We start from the raw sequence: 25,745 nt of genomic DNA, 5'->3' as shown, positions 1-25,745 counted from the left end.
AGGACGAAAACTTTCGTAAACTTGCAATATCCAAACGAAAACGAACAAGTAACATTAAAACATAGCACATTATGAATAGTGTAACATTTACAAAAGACCTCGTCAGAGTACAAGACGACCTATTACGATTCGCATACAAATTAACTTCCGACCAAGAAGAAGCCAACGACTTGCTGCAAGAAACATCTCTGAAAGCTTTAGACAATGAAGACAAATATATGCCTGACACCAACTTCAAAGGATGGATATACACCATCATGCGTAACATCTTCATCAACAACTACCGCAAAGTGGTACGCGACCAAACGTTCATAGACCAGACGGACAACCTCTACCACTTGAACTTACCGCGCGATACCGCTTTTGAGAGTACTGAAAACAGTTATGACCTCAAAGAGATGCACCGTATCGTCAATGCCTTGCCGCGTGAATACAAGGTTCCGTTCTCCATGCACGTTTCCGGATTCAAATACCGCGAAATAGCAGAAAAGCTGGGACTTCCGCTGGGAACCGTAAAAAGCCGCATCTTCTTCACACGCCAGAAGCTACAACACGATTTGAAGGATTTTGTTTAATAAAGAAATGAAGCAATCGGTTATTTCCATAATATTATAGTGCAGATTTTTTAGTTGTGTCAAAGAGAAAGGCAGGCCGGATGGTCTGCCTTTTTCATGTATCCCTATCTCCAGACTGAAACGACCACGCACCGAAACCTCTCCGAATACCGACCAATATCTATCAATTGTCTGTTTATCCCCTAAAGACTATCTGAATTCCACCTCCCGGTTCCCCAAATCTTCCGTAAACTTGCAACATCAACGAAACGAACAATAATTTATAAAATCTCACACCTATGAATAGTAGTACATTCACTAAAGACTTACTCGGAGTACAAAACGATTTATTACGCTTTGCGTACAAGCTGACCTCCGACCGCGAAGAAGCCAACGACCTGCTGCAGGAGACTTCTCTAAAGGCCTTGGATAATGAAGAAAAATATACGCCTGATACCAATTTCAAAGGATGGATATATACCATCATGCGCAACATCTTCATCAACAACTACCGCAAGGTAGTACGCGACCAGACATTTGTTGACACAACAGATAACCTCTACCACCTGAACCTGCCACGCGACAACGCTTTTGAGAGTACGGAAAGCGCTTACGACCTCAAAGAGATGCACCGTATTGTCAATGCCTTGCCGCGTGAATACAAAGTACCGTTCTCCATGCACGTATCCGGATTCAAATACCGCGAAATCGCGGAAAAGCTGGGACTTCCATTGGGAACCGTAAAAAGCCGTATCTTCTTCACACGCCAGAAGTTGCAAAAGGAACTAAAGGACTTCGTCTAAACGGAAGAAACGATTACCCGCAATATCACTCCCCATACCCCTGTTCCACACCATGGCATGCCAGTGCAACAGGGAAACGGGATACATGTATAAGTCTGCTGGGAAGACTGTATAGGGGAGGCGTGATTAAAAGCCTTATAATATAGCATTAAAAGCCTTTCAATATCGTATTAAAAGGCTTTTAATGCCATTTCACTATGGAAGTGAAGCAGGTACACACAGCGAAAGGGCAAGGATGAGCCATGCAAGCAGCCCGTCAGGGGAACGAATCCTGTCTGCCTTTTTCCTGCATGAATTGCCACGATTCCCCACCAACAAAGCCTTTCAAAACATTGTTCATTATCAAACAAATAAGGTTTCAACAAGGTGTTGAAAACTTCTCACAAGATTTTAGTTAAAAGATTGTGGGGGATTGTGGGGAAATGTGTATTTTTACCGTCGCTTATATAATAAGGTGAGAAATGATACAGTTTTTGGGCAATATTGAAGCAAAGGCGGATGCAAAAGGAAGAGTTTTCATCCCCGCCGGTTTTCGGAAACAGCTACAGGCTGCATCCGAAGAAAGGCTTGTATTGCGCAAAGATGTATTCCAGAAGTGCCTGGTACTCTACCCGGAAAGTGTCTGGTTCAAGACACAAAGCCAGCTCCGGAGAAGGCTGAGCAAGTGGAACGCCAGACAGCAGGAAGTTTTCCGGCAATTCGTCAGTGATGCGGAAATCATGATTCCCGACGGTAACGGACGTATCCTGTTGCCTAAACGATATCTGCAAATGGCGGGCATACAAAGCGAAGTGCGCTTCATCGGGGTAGATAATACCATTGAGATTTGGGCCAAAGAACGTGCCGAGCAACCGTTCATGGATCCGGAAGAGTTCAGTGAGGCCCTGCAGGGCATCCTGGGAGACGCACCTTGGGAAGAAGAGGATGAAAATGACCAATGACGAACGACTAAAGATGAAAGAAGAACAAACATATCATATTCCGGTATTGCTGATGCCGAGTGTTGACGGGATGAACATCCGCCCGGACGGGACGTACGTGGATGTCACTTTCGGCGGCGGCGGACATTCAAAGGAAATACTCTCCCGTCTGGGAGACGGCGGGCGCCTGTTGGGATTCGACCAGGACGAAGATGCGGAGCGCAACATTGTCAACGATCCGCATTTCATATTCGTACGCAGCAATTTCCGCTATCTGCATAATTTCCTGCGTTATCACGGCATCGGGCAAGTAGATGCCATACTCGCTGACCTCGGCGTATCGTCGCACCATTTCGATGACAGTGAACGGGGATTTTCTTTCCGCTTCGAAGGTGCATTGGACATGCGCATGAACAAACGCGCGGGCACAACCGCCGCCGACATTGTAAATGCATATGACGAAGAGCGTCTGGCGGACATCTTCTACCTGTACGGTGAGTTAAAAAACAGCCGCAAGCTTGCCTCCGTTATCGTAAAGGCACGTGCCTTGCAGAAGATTAGTACCATAGGCGAGTTTCTGGATATCGTCAAACCGTTGTTCGGACGTGAACGTGAAAAGAAGGAGCTCGCCAAGGTATTCCAAGCTCTGCGCATCGAAGTCAACCAGGAAATGGAAGCGCTGAAAGAAATGCTATACGCAGCCACAGAAGCGCTGAAGCCGGGTGGGCGCCTGGCCGTAATCACTTACCACTCACTGGAAGACCGCATTGTGAAGAACGTCATGAAAACGGGAAACATAGAAGGCAAAGCGGAAAAGGATTTCTACGGAAACGTGCGGGCACCTTTCCGGTTGGTAAACAACAAAGTGATTGTTCCGGACGAGTCCGAAATTGAACGCAACCCGCGCTCACGCAGTGCCAAGCTGAGAATCGCAGAGAAAGTGGGAAGTGAAGGCAGGGATTAAGCATCAAGAATGGGAAAATGGGAAAATGGAAAAGAAAGAAGAAGATATAAAGAAAGCGGAAAAGGTGAAAAGACGTACTTCACTGAAAAACATCATCGGAGGTGATATTCTGGCTACGGATTTCTTCCGCCGTCAGACCAAGCTGATGGTGCTTATCATGATACTTATTCTATTCTACATTCACAACCGCTACGCGTGCCAGCAGCAAACGATAGAAATAGACAAACTTAAAAAGGAACTGATAGACATCAAATACGACGCCTTGACCCGCAGTTCGGAACTGATGGAACGAAGCCGCCAGTCGCGCATTGAAGAATACATCGCAACCAAAGAGAGCGACTTGCAGACTTCAACCAATCCGCCGTATCTGATAAAAGACGCGACAAGCGAATAAAAGAACGAATAACAATGGCTGTAAATAAGAAAAACATAATGACCCGTTACTTCTTCATCGTCCTGCTGATGGGACTGGTGGGGATAGCTATCGTCGTAAAGGGCGCAATGATTATGTTTGCCGAACGGCAATATTGGCAGGATGTGGCGGACCGTTTCGTGAAAGAGAATGTAGCCGTAAAGCCCAACCGCGGCAACATCCTTTCTTCAGACGGCAAGCTGATGGCAAGTTCATTGCCGGAATACCGCATCTACATGGACTTCAAAGCGGGTGGAGAAAAGAAAGATACCATGTTCATGAACCATTTAGGAGAAATCTGTGAAGGTCTGCACCAGATATTCCCGGACAAAAGTGCCGCAGAGTTCAAACGGCACCTGTTGAACGGCCGCAAGAAAGGGAGCCGGAACTTTCTGATTTATCCGAAACGCATCTCTTATATCCAATACAAGGAAGCCAAACGCCTGCCCGTATTCAATCTGAACAAATACAGGGGCGGATTTCACGAACAGGCATACAACCAGCGCAAAAAGCCGTTCGGCTCTTTGGCCGCACAGACGTTAGGCCGTCTTTATGCCGACACTGCCTTAGGGGCACGCAACGGCATAGAACTGGCATTCGACACTCTGCTGAAAGGGCGTGACGGTATCACCCATCGCCAGAAGGTAATGAATAAATACCTGAACATTGTCGATTTACCCCCGGTGGATGGCTGCGACATCATCTCCACAATAGACGTAGGCATGCAGGACATCTGTGAAAAGGCGTTGGTGGACAAACTGAAAGAGATTAATGCCAACGTAGGCGTCGCCGTATTGATGGAAGTTGCCACAGGAGAGGTAAAGGCCATCGTCAACATGATGAAGGCCAACGACGGCAACTATTATGAAATGAACAGCAATGCCATCAGTGACATGCTGGAGCCCGGTTCCACTTTCAAGACCGCTTCCATCATGGTGGCTTTAGAAGATGGAAAAATCACTCCGGACACGGAAGTCGATACGGGAAACGGCATCATGAACATGTATGGCAGCAAGATGAGGGACCACAACTGGCATCGCGGCGGTTATGGGAAAATCAACGTGACACGTATCTTGGAAGTTTCTTCCAACGTCGGTGTTTCCTACCTCATCGACAAACATTATAAAGATAATCCGCAGAAGTTTGTGGACGGGTTGAAACGCATGAGCATCGACCAACCGCTTCACCTGCAGATACCGGGCGAGGGAAAACCGAACATCAAGGGGCCCAAGGAACGTTATTTCGCCAAGACCACCCTGCCGTGGATGAGTATCGGCTACGAGACCCAGGTGCCGCCCATGAACATTCTCACCTTCTACAACGCCATTGCCAACAATGGGGTCATGGTACGTCCGAAGTTCGTCAAAGCCGCCGTGAAAGACGGCGAGGTGATTGAGAAATTTCCAACGGAAGTCATCAACGCGAAGATCTGTTCAGACCATACATTGACCCAGATCCGTGAAATACTGCGGAAGGTGGTTTCCGAAGGACTGGCAAAGCCTGCCGGAAGCAAGCAGTTCTCCGTATCAGGCAAGACGGGCACGGCACAAATCTCTCAAGGAGCTGCCGGCTACAAATCGGGACGTGTAAACTATCTGGTCAGTTTCTGTGGCTACTTCCCTTCCGAAGCGCCGAAATACAGTTGCATCGTTTCCATACAGAAGCCGGGACTTCCCGCTTCCGGTGGTCTGATGGCAGGAAGCGTGTTCGGCAAGATTGCAGAGAGAGTGTACGCCAAGAACTTGCGCTTCGACATACGCAGTGCGATAGACAGCACCACCAACGTCATCCCTGCCGTAAAAGCCGGGGAAATGAACGAGGCCCTTTGCGTACTGAATGAACTGGACGTCCCGGTACAAAAGCAATTCCCCGAACAAAAGAAGAAAGAATTGTGGGGACACACCCAGGCTGCTCCATCGGCTGTAATCCTGCAAGGGCAAGAAGACTCTTCGGGAACGGTGCCCAGTGTGATTGGCATGGGAGCCAAAGACGCCGTTTATTTGTTGGAAAGCAAGGGGCTGCGGGTAAGGCTGAACGGTGTGGGACGGGTCAAGAGCCAGTCGATAGCAGGCGGAAGCCGGATTGTAAAAGGCCAGACCGTAGTTCTGACTTTACGTTAGTCAATAGAATAAAGGAATATACATTATATATAATAAGGTATGAAATTAAGTGATTTGTTGAAAGCGATACAACCGGTACAAATAACCGGAAGTACAGACATGGAGATAACAGGAGTGAATATAGACTCCCGTTTGATTGAAGCCGGACATCTGTTCATGGCCATGCGCGGCACACAGACTGACGGGCATGCTTATATTCCCGCCGCCATTGAGAAAGGCGCCGTCGCCATACTCTGCGAAGAGTGGCCGGAAGAACTCAAAGCCGGCATCACCTATATCCAGGTAAAAGACAGCGAAGACGCTGTCGGCAAGACAGCCACCACGTTCTACGGCGACCCTACCTCAAAGATGGAACTGGTAGGAGTGACCGGAACCAATGGAAAAACAACAATCGCCACCTTGTTATATGATACATTCCGCTACTTCGGCTATAAAGTAGGTCTGATTTCCACCGTATGCAATTACATCGACGACCAGCCTGTACCTACCGAGCATACCACCCCCGACCCGATCACCTTGAACCGGCTGTTGGGAGAGATGGCTGATTCCGGCTGCAAATATGCCTTCATGGAAGTCAGTTCGCATTCCATTGCACAGAAACGTATCAGCGGCCTGAAGTTCGCGGGAGGTATCTTCACCAATCTGACACGTGACCATCTGGATTATCACAAGACTGTCGAGAACTACCTTAAAGCCAAGAAGAAATTTTTCGATGAAATGCCCAAGAGCGCATTCAGCCTGACCAACCTGGATGACAGGAACGGACTGGTAATGACGCAGAACACACGCTCTAAAGTATATACTTACTCCTTGCGCAGCCTCAGCGACTTCAAAGGCAAGGTACTGGAATCCCATTTTGAAGGTATGCTGCTCGACTTCAATAACCATGAGCTTGCGGTGCGGTTCATCGGAAAGTTCAATGCAAGCAACCTCCTGGCAGTATTCGGTGCCGCTGTCCTGTTGGGCAAGAAAGAAGAAGACGTACTCGTGGCACTCAGTACCCTCCATCCGGTAGCCGGACGCTTCGACGCCATCCGTTCTCCCAAAGGCTATACCGCCATCGTGGATTACGCCCATACCCCGGATGCCCTGGTCAATGTACTGAATGCCATCCACGGAGTGCTTGAAGGCAAGGGGAAAGTAATCACTGTCGTTGGCGCCGGCGGCAACCGTGACAAAGGCAAACGTCCCATCATGGCAAAAGAGTCCGCCCGCCTGAGTGACCGTGTCATCATTACAGCAGACAATCCGCGTTTTGAAGAACCGCAGGACATCATCAACGATATGCTGGCAGGTCTTGACAAGGATGATATACAGAAAACGATCAGCATTGCCGACAGACGGGAAGCTATCAAAACCGCCTGCATGCTTGCACAGCCGGGCGACGTCATCCTCGTAGCCGGAAAGGGGCACGAAAATTATCAAGAGATTAAAGGTGTGAAACATCATTTTGACGATAAAGAAGAATTAAAAGCAATTATGAATTGAGAATTATGAATTATGAATTGGCATGCGGCACATAATGCAGTATCTTCTGCCCCTTCCCCGCATTCACCATTCATAATTCATAATTTATAATTAAAAAGAGATGTTATATTACTTATTTCAATGGTTAGACAAGTATGACTTCCCCGGTGCGGGAATGTTCGGTTATACATCCTTCCGCGCATTGATGGCAATCATCCTGTCATTGCTCATCTCCAGTATCTGGGGTGACAAATTCATCAACCTGCTGAAGCGGAAACAGATTACCGAGACCCAACGCGATGCCAGCATCGACCCGTTTGGAGTAAACAAAGTCGGCGTTCCCAGCATGGGAGGCGTCATCATTATATTCGCCATCCTGATACCCTGCCTGCTATTGGGCAAGTTGAGCAATATCTATATGATATTAATGCTTATCACTACCGTATGGTTGGGCTCACTGGGATTTGCAGACGACTATATCAAGATATTCAAGAAAGACAAAGAAGGCCTTCACGGCAAATTCAAGATTATCGGGCAGGTGGGTCTGGGACTTATCGTAGGGCTCGCCCTTTACCTCAGCCCGCAAGTTGTGATCCGTGAAAACATAGAAATACAGAAGCCGGACGGACAAATCGAGGTGGTACACGCAGCCAAGGAGATCAAGGCCACGCAAACCACGATACCCTTCTTCAAAAGCAACAACTTCGACTATTCCGACCTTGTAGGCTTTATGGGAGAACATGCGCAGACCGCAGGATGGGTCTTGTTTGTCATCATCACCATTTTTGTGGTGACGGCCGTTTCCAACGGTGCCAACCTGAACGACGGCATGGACGGCATGGCAGCAGGCAACTCTGCCATCATCGGCCTGACCTTGGGCATACTGGCATACGTGTCCAGCCACATTGAGTATGCAGGCTATCTGAACATCATGTACATTCCCGGCTCGGAAGAACTGGTAATCTTCATCTGTGCCTTCATCGGCGCCCTTATCGGTTTCCTATGGTACAACGCCTATCCGGCACAAGTGTTTATGGGTGACACGGGCAGTCTGACCATCGGAGGCATCATTGCCGTATATGCCATCATCATACACAAGGAACTACTGATTCCCATCCTTTGCGGCATATTCCTGGTAGAGAATTTATCAGTCATCCTGCAACGCTTCTATTATAAGGCCGGCAAACGGAAAGGAGTAAAACAACGCCTGTTCAAACGGACCCCCATACACGACCATTTCCGCACCGGCATGAATCTGGTGGAACCCGGCTGCAAGGTAGTATTTACCAAACCGACACAACTGTTCCACGAATCAAAGATTACCGTCCGTTTCTGGATTGTAACCATTGTACTGGCAGCGATAACGATTATAACATTAAAGATAAGATAGAGTCTTTCCCTATTTGAAAAGGCCATGAGAACAGCCCCTTTCAAAAGGAAAGCAAGAAAAAGAGAGTAGAATTCAATTGATAAACATTATATATCGAGAAAAGATGGAAGAAATCAACAATAACCGTAGCATTTCCTCCCCTCGCCTTCAGAGAGGGGACGGGGGTGAAGCCGCCCGTATCGTAGTATTAGGAGCCGGCGAAAGCGGTGCAGGTGCTGCCGTGCTTGCCAAAGTGAAAGGTTTCGACACGTTCGTTTCCGACATGTCCGTCATTAAAGACAAATACAAGGAACTGCTGGACAAGTATGGCATCTCCTGGGAAGAAGGACGCCATACAGAAGAACTTATACTGAACGCCGATGAAGTAGTGAAAAGCCCCGGCATCCCCAACGATGCCCCGCTTGTTCTGAAACTGAAAGAGAAAGGTACGCCCGTTATCTCCGAGATAGAGTTTGCAGGACGTTATACTGATGCGAAGATGATTTGTATCACCGGATCAAACGGCAAGACCACTACGACCTCACTCATCTACCACATATTCAAGAGTGCAGGACTGAACGTAGGCCTGGCAGGCAACATCGGCAGCAGCCTTGCCTTGCAGGTTGCCACCGAGAAACATGACTACTACATTATCGAGCTGAGTTCCTTCCAGCTGGACAACATGTATAAGTTCCGTGCCAACATCGCCGTATTGATGAACATCACTCCGGATCATCTGGACCGTTACGACCACTGCATGCAGAATTATGTAGATGCCAAATTCCGCATCACCCAGAACCAGACGCCGGACGATGCCTTTATCTACTGGAACGACGACCCCATCATCAAACGCGAACTTGCCAAACATGGCTTGAAAGCCCATCTTTACCCCTTTGCAGCCGTGAAAAAAGACGGTGTCATCGCATATGTGGAAGACGGTGAAGTTGAAATCAACGAACCCATCGCATTCAACATGGAGCAGGAGGAACTGGCTTTACGCGGCACACACAACCTGTACAACTCTCTGGCTGCCGGCATCTCGGCAAATCTTGCTGGCATCAGGAAAGAATACATCCGCAAAGCCTTGTCCGACTTCAAAGGCGTGGAACATCGTTTGGAAAAAGTGGCCACAGTCCGCGGTGTCCAGTTCATCAACGACTCCAAGGCTACCAACGTAAATTCCTGCTGGTATGCCCTGCAGAGCATGACTACCAAGACAGTGCTCATCCTTGGTGGAAAAGACAAAGGCAACGATTATACCGAAATAGAAGACCTTGTACGCAAGAACTGCTCCGGCCTGGTATATTTAGGGCTGCACAACGAAAAGCTGCACGAGTTCTTTGACCGCATGGGATTACCCGTTGCCGACGTACAGACCGGTATGAAAGATGCCGTAGATGCAGCCTTCAGACTGGCGAAGAAAGGTGAAACCGTGTTGCTCAGCCCTTGCTGTGCCAGTTTCGACCTATTCAAGAGTTACGAAGACCGGGGCGATCAGTTCAAGGCATGTGTCAGAGCCTTGTAGGAAACCGGCAAAAAGCCCCAACCTTCAAATGTTTTATTATTAATTATTAATTCACGAAGCATTGGATTTATTAAAGAGCATATTCAAAGGCGACAAGGTTATCTGGATTATCTTCCTGTTCCTCTGTCTCATCTCCATAACGGAGGTGTTCAGTGCTGCCAGTACACTGACCTATAAGAGCGGGGACCACTGGGGACCGATTACACAGCACAGCATCCTCCTGATGGTGGGTGCCGTCATTGTGGTATTGGTGCACAACATACCTTATAAATGGTTTCAAGTGTTCCCGGTATTCCTGCTACCCCTCTCCATCGGGTTGCTTGCCTTCGTCATGCTGATGGGAGTTATCACCGGTGACCGTGTCAACGGCGCCGCACGCTGGATGACGTTCATGGGCATCCAATTCCAGCCCTCGGAGATAGCGAAGATGGCCGTTGTGATTGTTACCGCCTTTATCCTCTCTAAAGGGCAGGATGAAGACGGAGCCAGCCCGAAAGCATTCAAGCGCATCATGATCATCACCTGTATAGTCTGCGGACTGATCTTGCCGGAAAACTATTCTACAGGAATGCTTCTCTTCGGTACTGTTTATCTGATGATGTGCATCGGACGGGTTTCCGCCAAAAAGCTGCTTATACTGGGAGGAGGAATCCTGGCGTTCGTCATTGTATTTGTCACATTCCTGCTGGCAACGCCGAACGATACCCTTGAGAAGATTCCGATGGGACACCGTTTCACTACCGTAAAGTCCCGCATTTCGGACTTCACCAACAAGCAGGAAATTCCTGCCGCCAAATTCGATATTGACGGGGATGCCCAGGTAGCGCATGCCCGCATTGCCGTTGCCACCAGCAACGTAGTGGGTAAAGGACCGGGCAACTCGGTACAGCGTGACTTTCTGAGCCAGGCCTTTTCCGACTTCATCTACGCCATTATCATCGAGGAACTGGGATTGGTAGGAGGAATTGTCGTGGTATTCCTTTACATCTGCCTGCTGGTACGCGTAGGACGTATTGCAAAGAAGTGTGACCGTACCTTCCCCGCCTTCCTTATTATAGGAATCACCTTGTTGCTCGTCACGCAGGCACTGTTCAACATGATGGTAGCCGTAGGTCTGGCACCCGTCACCGGACAGCCGTTGCCACTGATAAGCAAAGGAGGGACATCCACATTCATCAACTGTGCCTATATCGGCATGATATTAAGTGTAAGCCGCTATACAGCAAAACTGGAAGAACAGAAAATGCACGATGCCCAAGTACCGATACTGATAAGTACAGACGAAAGCACCGGACAGCCTGCCAACAGCGACGCACAGACCGCTGCCGAACCTACGGCAAAAGTGCTGAACAGCGATGCAGAGTTTGAATAGACCAAGAACAGAATCTAAAAATAAAAGACAGATGGACAACAAGCCACGCATAATCATCAGCGGAGGAGGTACCGGAGGACATATCTTCCCGGCAGTCTCCATCGCCAACGCCATAAAAGAACTGTGTCCCGATGCAGAAATTCTTTTCGTCGGAGCCGAGGGAAGAATGGAAATGCAACGCGTACCGGATGCCGGCTACAACATCATCGGTTTACCCGTAGCCGGATTTGACCGCAAGCATTTATGGAAAAACTTCGCCGTGCTGCTGAAGTTGCTGCGCAGCCAATGGAAAGCACGCAGTATCATTAAAAAATTCCGCCCGCAAGTAGCGGTAGGCGTAGGCGGTTATGCCAGTGGACCTACGTTGAAAACGGCAGGAATGATGGGAATTCCGACACTGATACAAGAGCAGAATTCATACGCGGGAGTCACCAACAAACTGCTTGCCCGGAAAGCACGCAAGATTTGTGTGGCTTACGAAGGAATGGAAAAGTTCTTCCCGGCAGAAAAAATCATCATGACCGGCAACCCAGTACGCCAGAACCTGCTCGGACATTCCGCCTCCCATGAAGAATCTGTAGGTTTCTTCGGTCTGAATCCTGCAAAGAAGACCATCCTCATATTGGGTGGAAGCCTCGGGGCACGTACCATCAACCAGACATTGACAGCCGGACTAGAAATCATCCGTGCCAACCCCGACATACAGTTTATCTGGCAAACGGGGAAGATTTACATAGAGCAAATCAGAGAAGCCATCACAACCGCTACGGGGGAACCGGTCAGACATCCGCATGTCAATGCCATCCCCAACCTGTATGTGACGGACTTCATCAAAGATATGGCCAATGCCTACGCTGCCGCCGACCTGGTTATCTCGCGGGCAGGCGCAGGCTCCATCTCGGAATTCTGCCTGCTGCACAAACCGGTAATTCTGGTACCTTCGCCCAACGTGGCAGAAGACCATCAGACCAAGAATGCGCTGGCACTCGTGAATAAGGATGCCGCTATCTATGTGAAAGATGCGGAAGCCCGGGAAAAACTGCTGCCTACAGCCTTGGCTACGATAGCCGATGCCGGGAAACTGAAAAGCCTAAGTGAAAATATAGCCAGACTGGCACTGCCCGACTCGGCTGCCGTCATTGCAAAAGAAGTACTTAAACTAATTGACAATAAAGAATAAAATGAATATAGAATCCATCCAATCCGTTTATTTCGTCGGTGCCGGAGGCATCGGCATGAGCGCCTTGATACGCTACTTCCTATCCAAGGGAAAAGTAGTGGCCGGCTATGACCGCACCCCGAGCGAGCTGACCGAACGCCTGATAACGGAAGGTGCACAAATACACTACGAGGAAAACATCAGCCTTATTCCGGAAATCTGTAAAGAGCAGGCCACTACCTTAGTGGTCTATACACCCGCCGTTCCCCAGGAACATGCCGAACTGGCTTATTTCCGTGAAAAGGGTTTTGAGATATACAAACGCTCACAAGTATTGGGCATCATCACCCACAACAGCAAAGGACTCTGCGTGGCCGGCACACACGGCAAGACAACTACCAGTACCATGGCCGCCCACCTCCTGCATCAGTCCCATGTGGGATGCACCGCTTTTCTCGGAGGCATTGCAAAGAACTACGGTACAAACCTGTTGCTCTCTCAAGAAAGTCCCTACACCGTAATCGAGGCAGACGAATTTGACCGTTCTTTCCACTGGCTGTCTCCCTGGATAAGCGTCATCACAGCCACTGACCCCGATCATCTGGATATATACGGCACCAAAGAAGCCTATCTGGAAAGCTTCCGCCATTATACAACACTTATCCAGCCGGGCGGCGCCCTGATTCTTCACAAAGGGCTGGAATTGCAACCTGATGTACAGCCGGGCGTGACAATCTATACCTACTCCCGCAATGAAGGAGATTTCCATGCCGAGAATATCCGTATCGGCAACGGTGAAATCTTCATAGACTTTATCGCCCCGGATACCCGTATCAATGACATCCGGCTGGGGGTACCCGTCAGCATCAACATCGAAAACGGCGTGGCTGCCATGGCACTCGCCCATCTCAGCGGTGCCACAGATGAAGAAATCAAGCAAGCCATGGCAAGTTTCCGTGGCGTGAACCGCCGTTTCGACTTCAAGCTGAAGACTGACAAAGTGGTTTTCCTCAGCGACTATGCCCATCATCCCGCCGAAATAGCCCAAAGTTTGAAGTCCATCCGCGAACTGTACCGGGACAAGAAGATTACCGCTATCTTCCAACCCCACCTCTACACCCGCACGCGCGACTTCTACAAGGATTTTGCCGACAGTCTTTCCCTGGCTGATGAAGTGATTCTTACGGAAATCTATCCTGCACGCGAACAACCGATTCCCGGCGTGAGCAGCGAATTGATTTACGACCATCTGCATCCGGAAACCGAAAAGTGCATCTGCCGGAAAGAAAATATCCTGAAACTGCTTTCCGGCAAATCCATCGAAGTACTGATTGTGCTGGGAGCCGGTGACCTGGACAACTATGCACCTCAAATCACCGAACTGCTATATGTTTAAAAGGATTCTACTTTCTATCGTCTTATTGCTCATCATAGCCTATCTGACAATGGCAATCACGACTTTCAACCGAAAGTCCGCCGCCCAGACATGCCGTGACATCGAGTTGATTATAAAAGATACGGTCTATGCCGGTTTCATTACGAAAAAGGAAGTAGCGACCCTGCTGGACAAGAAAGGTATCAGTCCTGTAGGAAAGAATTTAGACCGCATCCACACCAAGACACTGGAGCGTGAACTTGCCAAACATCCGCTCATCGACCGCGTGGAATGCTACAAGACACCCAGCGGCAAACTTTGCATCGAAATGACCCAGCGCATCCCCATCCTGCGTGTAATGAGCGCCAATGGGGAAAACTACTATCTGGACAACAAAGGTACCGTCATGCCTCCCGACGCAAAGTGCGTCGCACACCTTGCCATAGTGACCGGAAATGTAGAAAAGTCATTTGCCATGAGGGATTTATATAAGTTTGGTGTATTTTTGCAGAAGAATCCTTTCTGGAATGCACAAATCGAGCAGATCCACGTCTTGCCCGGCAAGAATGTAGAACTGGTGCCGCGAGTAGGTGACCATCTTATCTACCTCGGTAAACTGGATGGTTTTGAAAAGAAGCTCCACCGCGTAAAAATATTCTATGAAAAAGGATTGAACCAAGTTGGCTGGAACAAATACTCCCGTATCAGTGTTGAATTCGGTAATCAGATTATCTGTACTAAAAGGGAGCAGTAATGTACTATTTGCAATGTACAATTTAACCATGCGACGTGACAACGCAGACAAACCGCACATTGTAAATGATAAATTGTAAATGAAAAAACATAATTAGAAGAAAGATATGGCAACAACAGATTTCATCGCCGCTATCGAGTTGAGCTCTTCCAAGATTTCCGGTATCGCAGGAAAGAAGAACAGTGACGGAAGCATGCAAGTGTTGGCTTATGCACGTGAAGACGCATCCTCGTTTATCCACAAGGGTGCCATCTACAACATCGACAAGACAGCACAGGCACTGACTTCCATCATCAACAAGCTGGAAGGTCAGCTGAACAACTCCATTGCCAAAGTATACGTAGGCATCGGCGGACAATCCTTGCGCACTGTCCGGAATGCGGTAAGCCGCACACTGGAAGAAGAAGGAATCATCTCACAGGAGCTGATAGACTCCATCTGTGACGAGAATCTTGAAGTCCCCTTGGCGGACATGAGTGTACTGGATGTAGCCCCGCAAGAATACAAGATAGACAACAACCTGCAAGCAGACCCCGTAGGTGTGGCAGGCAAGCACATCACCGGACAATTTCTGAACATCGTAGCCCGCGCTTCCCTCAAGAAAAACCTGGAGCACAGCTTCGAGCAGGCGAAAGTGGAAATTGCCGACCTGCTCATCGCCCCCGTCATTCTGGCACATGCCGTATTGACGGAAAACGAAATGCGCTCGGGTTGTGCGCTTGTCGATCTGGGCGCAGACACGACTACCATTGCCGTCTATAAGAACAATATCCTCCGCTACCTCAGCGTACTTCCGTTGGGTGGAAGCACCATCACCCACGACATCACTTCCCTGCAGATGGAGGAAGAAGACGCTGAAAAGCTGAAACTGCAATACGGCAATGCTCTCTACGAAGAAGAGGAAGATACTGAAGCACCTGCCGTATGCACTCTGGACGATGGCCGTACCATCGAATTGTCCCTGCTGAACAACATCATCGGCGCGCGTGCCGAAGAAATCCTTGCCAACGTCTGGAACCAACTGCAACTTTCGGGCTACGAGGACAAGCTATTCTCCGGTGTCGTATTTACCGGAGGAGGTTCCAACTTGAAGAACCTTGAGGAGGCTTTCCGCAAACTCAGCAAGGTGGAAAAGATAAAGACCGTGAAGTTTGTCCACAATACCATCCACGGTTACACCGATACATTGAAGAAAGACGGTATGCAGAACACGCTGCTCGGCCTGTTGGCCGCAGGAAACGAGAACTGCTGCCTGCAGGAAACTGCCAAACCTGCGCAACAGCCTGCCGCAGCTACCGAACCCAAGAACATGTTTGAGAACGACGCTACCCTGATAGAACAGGAGGCTGCCGCCCGTGCCGCCAAAGCCCTGCGCGAGAAGGAAGAGAAAGAACGTAAGGAACGTGAACGTAAAGAAAGAGAGCAACGCGAAAAGGAAGAAAAGAAACGGAAGAAAAGAGAGGGACCAAGTTGGTTTGAAAGAACTTTCGACAAATTCTCCAAGGAGATCTTCTCGGACGATGACATGAAATAATTGATTTAATTATAAATTTTGAATTTTGAATTGGCCGCACATCATACTGCATAGCAATTCATAATTCATAGTTCAGAATTCAGAATTATGGAAGATATAGTACAATTCGATTTCCCGACTGATTCGCCGAAGATCATCAAAGTAATCGGTGTAGGCGGAGGTGGCGGCAATGCCGTGAACCACATGTACCGGGAAGGCATACATGACGTTGCTTTCGTGGTTTGCAATACAGACCGTAAGGCACTGGAAGAATCTCCGGTTCCGGTGAAGCTGCAATTGGGGCACGAAGGACTGGGAGCCGGCAACCGCCCCAATAAAGCCAAAGAAGCCACCGAGGAAAGTATCAATGAGGTGCAGGACATGTTGAACGACGGCACCAAGATGGTGTTCATCACTGCCGGTATGGGCGGTGGAACAGGTACCGGTGCAGCCCCCACCATTGCCCGAATTGCCAAAGATATGGACATACTGACCGTCGGCATCGTTACCATTCCTTTCCGTTGGGAGGGAGACAAGAAGATAGACCAGGCGCTGGACGGTGTCGAAGAAATCAGCAAGCACGTCGATGCGTTGTTGGTCATCAACAACGAGAAGTTAGGTGAAATTTACCCGGATCTCTCCGTTACCAGTGCATTTGCCAAAGCCAACGATACCCTGCTGATTGCCGCCAAAAGTATCGCCGAAATCATCACCATGCGGGGCATCATCAACCTCGACTTCAACGATGTGAAAACGGTAATGAAAGACGGTGGTGTGGCCATCATGAGTACCGGCTACGGTGAAGGCGAGAGCCGCGTCAGCGAGGCCATCAAGAACGCACAGCATTCACCGTTGCTCAACAACAACGATATATTCAATTCCAAAAAGGTATTGCTCAACATCTCCTACAGCCCCGACCATGAACTGATGATGAGTGAAATGGACGAGGTGAAGGAATTCATGAACCGTTTCAACCGCGACTTCGAAACCAAATTCGGTATGGCCGAAGATCCGGAACTGGAACAAAGAGTGAAAATCACCCTTCTTGCCACCGGCTTCGGCATCCAAGACATCCACATCAAGGAAATGGATGAACGCATTGCCATGCAGACCGCCGAAGAGCAACAACGCCTTGCCGAACTTGAAGAGGAAGAAGAACAAAAGCGCAACCGCCGCGAAGTATATTACGGCAAAGACGCCAATATCAAATACCAGCGCAGCCGTCGCCGCCACATCTATATCTTCAATCCCGAAGACCTGGACAATGCCGACATCATCAGCATGGTAGAGAACACTCCGACCTATTCACGTGACAAAGGCACACTGAACACTATCAAGAACAAGGCCGAACAGGAAGGCATACTTGCTACCGAAGAAGCCCAGGGGGACGGAACCGGAGAGGGAGGAATAATCACTTTCTGACGCACATGTGCAGCACAGTCGGTCAGAATCGGAGAACGTAACCGCAAGTAACAAACAGTAAATTATAAACAATAAAATAGCAGATATCAAGATGGATTTATTTGAAAGAGTCAGCGAAGACATTAAAACCGCAATGAAAGCCAAAGACAAAGTGGCTCTCGATACTTTAAGAAATATAAAGAAGGTATTTCTGGAAGCCAAGACTGCTCCGGGTGCCAACGATACCCTAAGCGATGCCGATGCCATCAAAATCGTCCAGAAACTGACCAAGCAAGGCAAAGATGCAGCAGAAATCTACGTGCAACAGGGCCGCCAGGACTTAGCGGACGCAGAATTGGCACAGGTGAAAGTGATGGAAGTCTATCTGCCCAAGCAGATGACTCCGGAAGAACTGGAAGCTGCCTTAAAGGAGATTATTGCCGAAACTGGCGCTGCCGGTGCCAAAGACATGGGAAAAGTGATGGGTGTGGCCAGCAAGAAACTGGCGGGACTTGCCGAAGGACGCGTCATCTCAGCCAAGGTAAAAGAGCTGCTGGGATAACCTCCCCCGATCTTTCGTATAATACGTACTTCCGTTATCTCTTAAAGATGGGATAACAGAAGTACGTTTTTTGTTATAGCAGAATGATATGTGAAATATAATTAAAATTAAGCAAAAAAACACACTACCATAAGACATATAGATATATATTTACAATTCAATAAAGAAACTGCTAACAAAAGAATGAACAATATATATACTATAAAAAACACTGTTTCACTGATTCTGTCATTACTCTTATACGGAAGCATTCATGCCCAGGAATACTCACCGCAGCAGTGCATCGGTGAAAAAGTTAAAAGTATTGCAGAAATATTATACACAGATTATCAAATAGATTGTGAAAATTCCACAGAAGCTGAAATCGACAAGATGGCAATCATTATCAGGAAAAATGCCTCAAAAAAAATTCTTCACATCGGGTTCAAACTATTTCCAAACAAAACAATAGACAAACATCCTTCACCTGCTTACAATTTTATTGAATATTATTTGTTAAATCTATACTTGCTGAAAGAAGACTCAATCATTCTGCGCCAGATGAACGAGGATAAAGTACAGATTCTTTTCGGGAACAAGACCCGGAAGCAGCACCTCCGGAAACAGTTGGCAGAGGCCGTTTCCGCACTAAACAGAAATTCATCATTCACCATAGACATGACCGGAAACAACTACACTATGGCTTATGCAGACGACGAGAACAAAGTATTCAAGATACACTTTCCGGCAAACCACCAACTCTTGTCGGGAATGAATAAAAAAGAGAGTGAACAATTCTTCTATACCTCGCTGACATCCTTCCCGGGAGCACCATGCATCGAGGATACTGTAGATGCACGCACCTTAGAAAAAATCGGCGAAAACTGCTACCTGCAAAAAGGCGAAACATACCAGATAGAGGCTATGAACACCAACCGCTACTACACATTACAGAACGGAAACTACCTGCAACTGGCAGATACCTTGCAGGCCGGACGCTCCGTCCAGAACTTATTCACCATGCAAGCAGACAACCGCATTGAGGCCAACGTCACCCTGCGACTTTATGGGCAAAAGAAAATAGACTTTTCCATACCATTGCACAAACTACTGGAATTCTGCAGGGCAAACGGATGCAAGGTATTTGCCGGAATAGAATCAGCCGGGGCATCTTCAATAAAAGGTACCGCCATTTTACTGAACCAGGCACAAGGTTACAGCCACACAATGTCGTTCGAAGTAGATCCAAGAATACTGAATCGTCCCGAAGCATATAAAATAAAGACAGACTTATACACCTTCGCCCCGGTTCACAACATAGAATCTATCTTTTTTGAAAACCAACGATAAAGCAAACAATATAACACATAAAGATATGAACAGGAATTGTACAAGAACCGTAATCATGCTCCTATTTTTAGGGCTTTCCGTCATAGCGAAAGCACAATTCAAGACGGAACTATACCTGACAGACCTGCCGGATGAGGCATTGCAAGAGAAAGTGCAGCAGAACATCAGCAAGCTACTTACAGCAATGAACAACGCCGATGCAGCCCAGACCTCATTGGACTATACAGGAATACAAATAGCCCAGGCAGCCCGCAAAACGTTGGACGCCATGTGGGCAGGAAACACCTACCGCTGCGGCGATACCGAGATTGTAGAACGCTGCCTTACCACTCCGGACAACCGGTACCAGGTGCGCAACATTCCCTTGTTCACCAAAGGAGTGGGCGAAAAAGACGAATATCAGGAAGCCGTCATCTCTTTCAACACACAGGGAGTCATTGTCGATTTTCACATTGCCATCTCCACCAATCTGTATGTAAAGATTTTAAAGAAAGGATGGGATGTCACCGACTTGCGCTACCGCCAGATGATACTGGATTATGTAGAACAGTTCCGTACTGCCTACAACACCAAGGACATGGACTTTTTAGAACAGATTTACAGTGACGATGCGCTGATTATCACAGGAAAGGTAATCAAGTCCGTCCCCTCCGAGATGAACAAATTCATGCCTCAAGAGAAAGTTAAATACATCAAGCAAGATAAAAGGCAATACCTCACCAAATTAGGGCACATTTTCAAAAACAACAAACGCATCCATGTCATGTTTGATGACATAAAGGTCATGAGACATCCCGCCAAGGAAGGTTTCTATGGAGTTACCTTGAAGCAAGGCTATTCATCCGATAGCTACAGCGACGTAGGCTATCTCTTCCTGCTGTGGGACTTTACCAATGCGGAAGCCCCGCAAATCCATGTACGTACCTGGCAACCCGAAATGCTTAGTACCACCACCAAACTACCGGAGGAAGACGTATTTACCTGCGATGATTTCGACATTCTGTAACACGAAAATCACTAAAAGCAATGAAACGTTTCGCATACCTTTTGCTGATAGCAATGCAAATGACCTTTTCTGCATGGGCGCAAGATAATCCCAATGCAGCCATAAAGGAAAAAATCAGATATATAAAACTGGGCGAAGAATTTGTCTTTGCCGAGTCGGTCAGCCTCACAAGTCCGGAAGATGCCCGGAAAGCGGCTATGGAGCAACTACACGAGCGCTTCGTTGCCTTGCAGACCGGCCAAGGGAAAAGCAGTGAAGCAGCTGAAACTGCCTGGAATGCCACAAAGGGCACCTGCCAGACGCTGGAATATAAAAATCTGACCCAGCACAAGGCTTTCACATATCTGTTGAAAAACAACGTTCCCGCCGGTGATCTTGCCATCACTGCCGCCACCAAGCAAACGGCAGCAGAAACCGTCCCGTCCACAGTCAGCGACACCACAGCCGCTGCTGTCCAGCCCGCCCCGGAGCCTCCTCTTATCAACTTGGACGACTTCGACCTATCAGAAGAAGATCTGGAAGAGCCGCTGAACCAAGACGTAAGTGCCTTACTGGCGCTCGATACCTACACCAATGTAATGCTTTATCTGGATGCCATGCAGGATGACGGACGTTTGGTATATGGACGTATCGCCACACTCACCTCACCGGAGCAAGCCTACTTGATCATCATCAAGGACAGCAAACTGATAGCCGTTCTGGACAAAGGTAAAGGAGAACGCATGAACTTGAAGACCAAAGAGATGGAAGTTGTCAAAAAATACCGGGGACACGCCATCATCTGGATGAAAACCTTTAAATAACTACAACGATGAACCGTCTTATAAGATATACGCTACTGCTTTTAAGCCTATCCGTATGGACTGCATACGGGCAAACCGCAGGGACATCTACGGAAATCCCCCCTGCATACACCTACTCTGCCGATTCCCTTGCGTTTTATATCAGCCTGCACCATAAAGGAGAAGACGCCAAGCTGTCGGCACTCTACCGGTGGATGACCGCAAACATGAAATATAATGTATATACCACCTTCGAATCACGCAACGATATATACAGCGAAGAAAAGGATGTGCGCAACACGTTGAAAACCCGCAGCGGCGTATGCCGTAACTTCGCCTTGGTGTTCAAGACCGTCGCCGACATGCTGGACATCCCCGCTTTTGTGGTCGAGGGGTATGTAAAGGCTGAGGGTACATTAATGACCGATCCTCACGCCTGGTGTTGCGCCAAGGTAAACGGGCAATGGTTTTTATACGATGTAACGTTCGGTATGGGCTCCATCGCCAACAACCAGTTCACCAGTAATCCCAACATGAACTACTGCCAGGTCACTCCTATCCGGATGCTCCAGAACCATATGCCGTTCGATCCGATATGGCAATTGATAGACCGCCCTTATCCGTTCCACCTATATGACAAGAGTAGTTCTCTGCCCCCCGCCTCGACAGAGAAAGCCATCAATTACAATGACACTATCCGAGCCTATACCCGTTTGACGAAAGTGCAGCAGCAAATCGATGTGAACCGGAGGATAAAAGCCAATGGCACTCCCAATCCACTGGTTGACTACTTCCTGCAACTGACGCAGTCCAATATCCAAGTCTATAAAGGGCAAGAGATTTACGATATTTATAAAAAAGCCATCAAGTCTTTCAACCAAGCCGCTGACCTCTACAATGAGTTCGTGCATTATCGCCAGGCCAAGTTCCAGCCGGAAAAAGAAGAAAAGGAAGTCAACGAACTGCTTGACGCTTCGAACCGAGCCAATACAGCCGCCTACAATTACTTGCTGGAGCTGGCCCATGCTCCTGAAGAATACGATACGGCCATCCGCAACCTGATGGAATCCGTCAAGCTAATCATGGCCCGCACCGAAAAACAGAAAGAGTTTGTAAACGCCTATTACAAGGCATCGGCTTCGAAACGGAAATCCTTTTTCAAAGACAGATAAATACACCTTATTATATAGCATGAAGAAAATCATCTCCCCCAAGCTTGTCTGCCTATGCCTGTTCACAGGCATCAGCCTTTCTTTGCCGCTGAGCGGACAGCCCCGCTATACCAGCAAACTGTTGCAGGATATAGCCGGTCAATTGTCCGCCTCCTGCGGAGTAGCCATCGAACAGTCCGGCGACATCCCCGTGAAGATTCTCGGTTCCCCGGCTTCCCTTTTCGTGCACCAATCCGAAACGAAAGAGATAGACCATATCGGACTCAAACTTTTCGCCCCCGACATGGTAGAAAAACAGCATACCCCCATCTTCCATTTCGTGGAACGCTACATGTTGGAACTATTACTCACCCAGACCGACGCCGATGCCCTCCAGCGGTTACAGATGGAGCGTATAAAACTCTCTTCTGACATCCCCATGACCGGCAAGTTGCGCAAGGATCTGCAAAACATCATCGCAGCCTTTTCCAACCGCCTTTCCTTCCTTCTCAGCAATGCCGGCAACCGCTATAAATTACTGTGTATGGACGGAAACCGTACGATATTATCCATAGAGTTCCCTGCCCGCTACGAACTCATCACCGGATATACGAAGCCGGAAGCAGAAAATGCCGTCTATATGAGCCTGCTTACCCACAAAAGCACTTCCGTCCCCCAACCCGCCGCAACGGATTTCCGGGAAAAAGAGCCAGGCATCTACACGGCAAACGATGACTATTACATGATGGAGAACATTGTTTCCACCTCCTATTATACGAAAGAAGGCGATGCTTATCAACCTGTCTTCTCACAGGACCGTCCGATAGAATCCGTCTGCAATCTCTTCAATTCCGGAATAGACTATGGCGCAACAGTGGAAATCAGCCAAAGCCTGTATGGCAACAAAAGCCACATCTACGAAATACCTTTAAGCCGCTTGACGAGCTATCTCCGTTCCCAAAAATGCTCCCTCTACACAGCCATCCGGAAAATAGAGAAAGACCGGATATACGGTGCATGGATGGCCGTCAATCCGGAACTGGGATACCAGCATATACTCACCTTTACACTGGACAAGTCCGTCATCCCGGAGATAAAAGGGAAACAGGTCAAACTGAAGATGTTCAGCTATGTGCCTATCCACAATATTGCGTCTATAATAGATAATAATCAATAAGAACATGAAACAATATAAGTTATATCTAAGTATCCTGCTGCTGTGCTGCTGCGTCCAGGCCACAGCCCAGAACGCCCTCGTCCCTGTTGATGAAGAGACGGCCAAAAAGAAAGAAATCAATCAAATCAAAAGAAGCGAACAGGCCGTTTACGCCGACATCATGGAAATGGCTTCGGATGATGAAGAAGCCCTCTCGGCCGCCCACCAGAAATCTCGGGACATGCTACAGGCACACGTTATTGAAATTTTTGCCAAACGCATGAAGATGAGCAAAAAAGATGTACAGGAAATCTGGGATGTCATCGACGATAAATGCCAGAATATCGTAGTGAAGAAAGGAGACTTGTTCCGAGTGTTTTCCTACATCATGAAGGATGCCATAGGATTAGGCCCCAAGAAGCCGAAAGAAGGTGATGTAGAGAAATATATGGAAAAAACAGCTACAGCGGATAGTGTTGCCACTGATCCGGTTGTCACCGATTCAGTGCCCATAGAGGTTACCCATGCTACACAACCCAAAGATTCAGTAGTACCCGCCCCTATTGAACCGGTGCAGGAAACGACTTCCACTCAACCGCAGGAAGAACTGTCCAAAGAGGAAAAGCCGAAAGAGGAACAGCCGCAGCCACAAAAAGAGGAGACACCCGTTGTTCCCCAACCGGTAGTACAACCGGCCGACCCTGTCGTCATGCAGCCGACTACTCCTCCCGCACCTGCCGTAGAGACTCCCGCCAGAGCAAAGGCAATGCTTGCCCAGAGTTCCATAAACGGGCTTATCCGCTATCTGAACACAGAAAAGCAGAATCACACCTTGATATACGGCAGTATGCGCACGATGCAAAGCCCGGAAAAATGTTACATTATCATTATTGACAAAGCTACCCAAAAAGTAGTTTCCCTGTTAAGCCCGGGCAGCGACAGCCGCACCAACTACGTGACCGGCCAACCGGACCATCTGAACAATTATAAAGGCGGAAAACATTCTGCCATTTTCGTACAAGAATACTAAAATTAAAAACGATATGAAACCTATATTCATCCGCCTGTCGGTACTTGTCTTTGCCTTGCTCATGGCTGTACCCGGTTCCGCCCAGTACACCACCGAATTCTTTGCCACTGAAATTTCCGACACGAATGCACGTGAAGCAATCAGCCGGTCACTATCCGCCCTGCTGACAGAGTTCAACAATGCCCAAGGCAACCATCGCCCTCTCCAGCTGGAAAACATCGCCATCACTCCCGAGGCGAAAGGTGACTTGCTGAAACTTTGGAAAGACTGTCCTTTCCGCTGCGCTGAAACAGAAGTCGTGGAGAGTGCCGGCAAAAACTCCGGCGGCGACTATCAACTACGCAACATCCCGCTCATCATGATGCCCGTAGAGGGTGAAAGCAAGGATGTATCCTGGAAGAAATACCAGGAAGGCGTATTCACCGTCAGCCCGCAAGGTACCGTCACCGGTTTTCATCTGGCCATTGACGCCAGTCTCTACATCAAAGTGATGGGCAGCGCAGCCGCCGTTGAAGACTTCGTGCAACGACAGCTCATTCTGGAATACGTGGAACGCTTCCGCAACTCCTACAACCTGAAAGACATCAATTTCCTCCAACAGATATTCAGTGACGATGCGCTTATCATCACCGGTAAGGTCATCACCACCGTAAAGTCCGATGTCAACCGCATGAGCATCAACAACAAAAAAGTAGTTTACAGCAAACAGACCAAAAAGGAATACCTCACCAAACTGGAGCGGATTTTCCGGGCAAACAAACGCATCAACGTGCTGTTTGACGATATTAAAGTAATGCGCCATCCCGCCAAGCCCAATTTTTACGGCGTCACCCTCAAGCAGGGCTACAGTTCCGACCATTACAGCGACGAAGGCTATCTTTTCCTGCTGTGGGACTTCACCAATCCCGACGCACCTCAGATCCATGTACGCACCTGGCAACCGGACAAGATCGGTGACGTTACCATGCCCGAAGACGAAATCTTCAGCGTGGACGACTTCGACATTTAATCAATCATTTAT

At 48.4% G+C, this 25,745-nt stretch carries 23 protein-coding genes; all 23 read left to right on the top strand.

Annotated elements, in window-relative coordinates:
* Positions 1-71: 71 nt before the first annotated feature.
* The 23 genes from HMPREF9446_RS14395 (at position 72) to HMPREF9446_RS14285 (ending at position 25,733) form a co-directional block, all read left to right on the top strand.
* Positions 72-575, top strand: a complete 504-nt coding sequence (locus HMPREF9446_RS14395) for an RNA polymerase sigma factor (RefSeq protein ID WP_009126447.1) — start codon at positions 72-74, stop codon at positions 573-575.
* Positions 576-853: 278 nt separating this feature from the next.
* Entirely contained in the window at positions 854-1,357 is a 504-nt protein-coding gene (locus tag HMPREF9446_RS14390) for an RNA polymerase sigma factor (RefSeq protein ID WP_009126445.1), read from the top strand.
* A gap of 461 nt (positions 1,358-1,818) precedes the next feature.
* Positions 1,819-2,298 carry a division/cell wall cluster transcriptional repressor MraZ gene (gene mraZ, locus HMPREF9446_RS14385; protein WP_009126444.1) on the top strand — a complete coding sequence of 160 codons (480 nt, stop codon included), beginning with the start codon at positions 1,819-1,821 and terminating at the stop codon, positions 2,296-2,298.
* Between the two features lie 13 nt (positions 2,299-2,311).
* Positions 2,312-3,241, top strand: a complete 930-nt coding sequence (gene rsmH, locus HMPREF9446_RS14380) for a 16S rRNA (cytosine(1402)-N(4))-methyltransferase RsmH (RefSeq protein WP_039969756.1) — start codon at positions 2,312-2,314, stop codon at positions 3,239-3,241.
* Between the two features lie 25 nt (positions 3,242-3,266).
* Complete coding sequence (locus HMPREF9446_RS14375) at positions 3,267-3,635, top strand: FtsL-like putative cell division protein (protein ID WP_039969754.1); 369 nt, start codon at positions 3,267-3,269, stop codon at positions 3,633-3,635.
* Positions 3,636-3,673: 38 nt separating this feature from the next.
* Positions 3,674-5,773 carry a penicillin-binding protein gene (locus HMPREF9446_RS14370; protein WP_039969752.1) on the top strand — a complete coding sequence of 700 codons (2,100 nt, stop codon included), beginning with the start codon at positions 3,674-3,676 and terminating at the stop codon, positions 5,771-5,773.
* A 39-nt stretch (positions 5,774-5,812) separates the two neighbouring features.
* Positions 5,813-7,261, top strand: coding sequence for a UDP-N-acetylmuramoyl-L-alanyl-D-glutamate--2,6-diaminopimelate ligase (locus tag HMPREF9446_RS14365; protein ID WP_009126440.1), 1,449 nt, complete (start codon positions 5,813-5,815; stop codon positions 7,259-7,261).
* A 100-nt stretch (positions 7,262-7,361) separates the two neighbouring features.
* Positions 7,362-8,630 carry a phospho-N-acetylmuramoyl-pentapeptide-transferase gene (gene mraY / locus HMPREF9446_RS14360; protein WP_009126439.1) on the top strand — a complete coding sequence of 423 codons (1,269 nt, stop codon included), beginning with the start codon at positions 7,362-7,364 and terminating at the stop codon, positions 8,628-8,630.
* Positions 8,631-8,733: 103 nt separating this feature from the next.
* The gene (murD, locus tag HMPREF9446_RS14355; protein ID WP_009126438.1) at positions 8,734-10,134 is read left to right on the top strand and encodes a UDP-N-acetylmuramoyl-L-alanine--D-glutamate ligase; all 1,401 of its coding nucleotides are present in this window, start codon (positions 8,734-8,736) and stop codon (positions 10,132-10,134) included.
* 61 nt (positions 10,135-10,195) lie between these two features.
* On the top strand, positions 10,196-11,506 hold the full coding sequence (locus HMPREF9446_RS14350; RefSeq protein ID WP_009126437.1) for an FtsW/RodA/SpoVE family cell cycle protein: 1,311 nt from the start codon (positions 10,196-10,198) through the stop codon (positions 11,504-11,506).
* Between the two features lie 31 nt (positions 11,507-11,537).
* Positions 11,538-12,686 carry an undecaprenyldiphospho-muramoylpentapeptide beta-N-acetylglucosaminyltransferase gene (gene murG / locus HMPREF9446_RS14345; RefSeq protein ID WP_050797309.1) on the top strand — a complete coding sequence of 383 codons (1,149 nt, stop codon included), beginning with the start codon at positions 11,538-11,540 and terminating at the stop codon, positions 12,684-12,686.
* Position 12,687: 1 nt separating this feature from the next.
* Positions 12,688-14,061 (top strand): UDP-N-acetylmuramate--L-alanine ligase, encoded by a 1,374-nt coding sequence (gene murC / locus HMPREF9446_RS14340; RefSeq protein WP_009126435.1) that lies wholly within the window; start codon positions 12,688-12,690, stop codon positions 14,059-14,061.
* Complete coding sequence (locus HMPREF9446_RS14335) at positions 14,054-14,794, top strand: cell division protein FtsQ/DivIB (protein WP_009126434.1); 741 nt, start codon at positions 14,054-14,056, stop codon at positions 14,792-14,794. Before murC ends, HMPREF9446_RS14335 begins: the two co-directional genes overlap by 8 nt.
* Positions 14,795-14,900: 106 nt before the next feature.
* The gene (gene ftsA / locus HMPREF9446_RS14330) at positions 14,901-16,328 is read left to right on the top strand and encodes a cell division protein FtsA (protein WP_009126433.1); all 1,428 of its coding nucleotides are present in this window, start codon (positions 14,901-14,903) and stop codon (positions 16,326-16,328) included.
* An 87-nt stretch (positions 16,329-16,415) separates the two neighbouring features.
* The gene (gene ftsZ / locus HMPREF9446_RS14325) at positions 16,416-17,729 is read left to right on the top strand and encodes a cell division protein FtsZ (protein ID WP_009126432.1); all 1,314 of its coding nucleotides are present in this window, start codon (positions 16,416-16,418) and stop codon (positions 17,727-17,729) included.
* A 91-nt stretch (positions 17,730-17,820) separates the two neighbouring features.
* Complete coding sequence (locus tag HMPREF9446_RS14320; RefSeq protein ID WP_009126431.1) at positions 17,821-18,270, top strand: GatB/YqeY domain-containing protein; 450 nt, start codon at positions 17,821-17,823, stop codon at positions 18,268-18,270.
* A 540-nt stretch (positions 18,271-18,810) separates the two neighbouring features.
* Positions 18,811-19,599 carry a hypothetical protein gene (locus tag HMPREF9446_RS14315; RefSeq protein WP_148345832.1) on the top strand — a complete coding sequence of 263 codons (789 nt, stop codon included), beginning with the start codon at positions 18,811-18,813 and terminating at the stop codon, positions 19,597-19,599.
* 25 nt (positions 19,600-19,624) lie between these two features.
* Positions 19,625-20,605, top strand: coding sequence for a hypothetical protein (locus HMPREF9446_RS14310; RefSeq protein ID WP_039969749.1), 981 nt, complete (start codon positions 19,625-19,627; stop codon positions 20,603-20,605).
* 20 nt (positions 20,606-20,625) lie between these two features.
* A complete protein-coding gene (locus HMPREF9446_RS14305) occupies positions 20,626-21,408 on the top strand; it encodes a hypothetical protein (RefSeq protein WP_009126428.1) in 783 nt (260 codons plus the stop codon).
* A gap of 8 nt (positions 21,409-21,416) precedes the next feature.
* The gene (locus tag HMPREF9446_RS14300; protein WP_009126427.1) at positions 21,417-22,559 is read left to right on the top strand and encodes a transglutaminase domain-containing protein; all 1,143 of its coding nucleotides are present in this window, start codon (positions 21,417-21,419) and stop codon (positions 22,557-22,559) included.
* A gap of 19 nt (positions 22,560-22,578) precedes the next feature.
* Positions 22,579-23,715, top strand: coding sequence for a hypothetical protein (locus HMPREF9446_RS14295; RefSeq protein ID WP_039969693.1), 1,137 nt, complete (start codon positions 22,579-22,581; stop codon positions 23,713-23,715).
* Between the two features lie 4 nt (positions 23,716-23,719).
* A complete protein-coding gene (locus tag HMPREF9446_RS14290) occupies positions 23,720-24,724 on the top strand; it encodes a hypothetical protein (RefSeq protein ID WP_009126424.1) in 1,005 nt (334 codons plus the stop codon).
* 13 nt (positions 24,725-24,737) lie between these two features.
* On the top strand, positions 24,738-25,733 hold the full coding sequence (locus tag HMPREF9446_RS14285) for a hypothetical protein (protein WP_009126423.1): 996 nt from the start codon (positions 24,738-24,740) through the stop codon (positions 25,731-25,733).
* Positions 25,734-25,745 lie beyond the last annotated feature (12 nt).

Source organism: Bacteroides fluxus YIT 12057 (assembly GCF_000195635.1).
Classification (GTDB): domain Bacteria; phylum Bacteroidota; class Bacteroidia; order Bacteroidales; family Bacteroidaceae; genus Bacteroides; species Bacteroides fluxus.
Note: the sequence above shows the minus strand (reverse complement) of the source record. Positions and strands in the feature narration are given on the sequence as shown.

Coding starts and splice junctions, on each gene's coding strand:
- HMPREF9446_RS14395 (WP_009126447.1), top strand. CDS start 72: ATGAATAGTGTAACATTTACAAAAGACCTCGTCAGAGTACAAGACGAC.
- HMPREF9446_RS14390 (WP_009126445.1), top strand. CDS start 854: ATGAATAGTAGTACATTCACTAAAGACTTACTCGGAGTACAAAACGAT.
- mraZ (WP_009126444.1), top strand. CDS start 1,819: ATGATACAGTTTTTGGGCAATATTGAAGCAAAGGCGGATGCAAAAGGA.
- rsmH (WP_039969756.1), top strand. CDS start 2,312: ATGAAAGAAGAACAAACATATCATATTCCGGTATTGCTGATGCCGAGT.
- HMPREF9446_RS14375 (WP_039969754.1), top strand. CDS start 3,267: ATGGAAAAGAAAGAAGAAGATATAAAGAAAGCGGAAAAGGTGAAAAGA.
- HMPREF9446_RS14370 (WP_039969752.1), top strand. CDS start 3,674: ATGACCCGTTACTTCTTCATCGTCCTGCTGATGGGACTGGTGGGGATA.
- HMPREF9446_RS14365 (WP_009126440.1), top strand. CDS start 5,813: ATGAAATTAAGTGATTTGTTGAAAGCGATACAACCGGTACAAATAACC.
- mraY (WP_009126439.1), top strand. CDS start 7,362: ATGTTATATTACTTATTTCAATGGTTAGACAAGTATGACTTCCCCGGT.
- murD (WP_009126438.1), top strand. CDS start 8,734: ATGGAAGAAATCAACAATAACCGTAGCATTTCCTCCCCTCGCCTTCAG.
- murG (WP_050797309.1), top strand. CDS start 11,538: ATGGACAACAAGCCACGCATAATCATCAGCGGAGGAGGTACCGGAGGA.
- murC (WP_009126435.1), top strand. CDS start 12,688: ATGAATATAGAATCCATCCAATCCGTTTATTTCGTCGGTGCCGGAGGC.
- HMPREF9446_RS14335 (WP_009126434.1), top strand. CDS start 14,054: ATGTTTAAAAGGATTCTACTTTCTATCGTCTTATTGCTCATCATAGCC.
- ftsA (WP_009126433.1), top strand. CDS start 14,901: ATGGCAACAACAGATTTCATCGCCGCTATCGAGTTGAGCTCTTCCAAG.
- ftsZ (WP_009126432.1), top strand. CDS start 16,416: ATGGAAGATATAGTACAATTCGATTTCCCGACTGATTCGCCGAAGATC.
- HMPREF9446_RS14320 (WP_009126431.1), top strand. CDS start 17,821: ATGGATTTATTTGAAAGAGTCAGCGAAGACATTAAAACCGCAATGAAA.
- HMPREF9446_RS14315 (WP_148345832.1), top strand. CDS start 18,811: ATGAACGAGGATAAAGTACAGATTCTTTTCGGGAACAAGACCCGGAAG.
- HMPREF9446_RS14310 (WP_039969749.1), top strand. CDS start 19,625: ATGAACAGGAATTGTACAAGAACCGTAATCATGCTCCTATTTTTAGGG.
- HMPREF9446_RS14305 (WP_009126428.1), top strand. CDS start 20,626: ATGAAACGTTTCGCATACCTTTTGCTGATAGCAATGCAAATGACCTTT.
- HMPREF9446_RS14300 (WP_009126427.1), top strand. CDS start 21,417: ATGAACCGTCTTATAAGATATACGCTACTGCTTTTAAGCCTATCCGTA.
- HMPREF9446_RS14295 (WP_039969693.1), top strand. CDS start 22,579: ATGAAGAAAATCATCTCCCCCAAGCTTGTCTGCCTATGCCTGTTCACA.
- HMPREF9446_RS14290 (WP_009126424.1), top strand. CDS start 23,720: ATGAAACAATATAAGTTATATCTAAGTATCCTGCTGCTGTGCTGCTGC.
- HMPREF9446_RS14285 (WP_009126423.1), top strand. CDS start 24,738: ATGAAACCTATATTCATCCGCCTGTCGGTACTTGTCTTTGCCTTGCTC.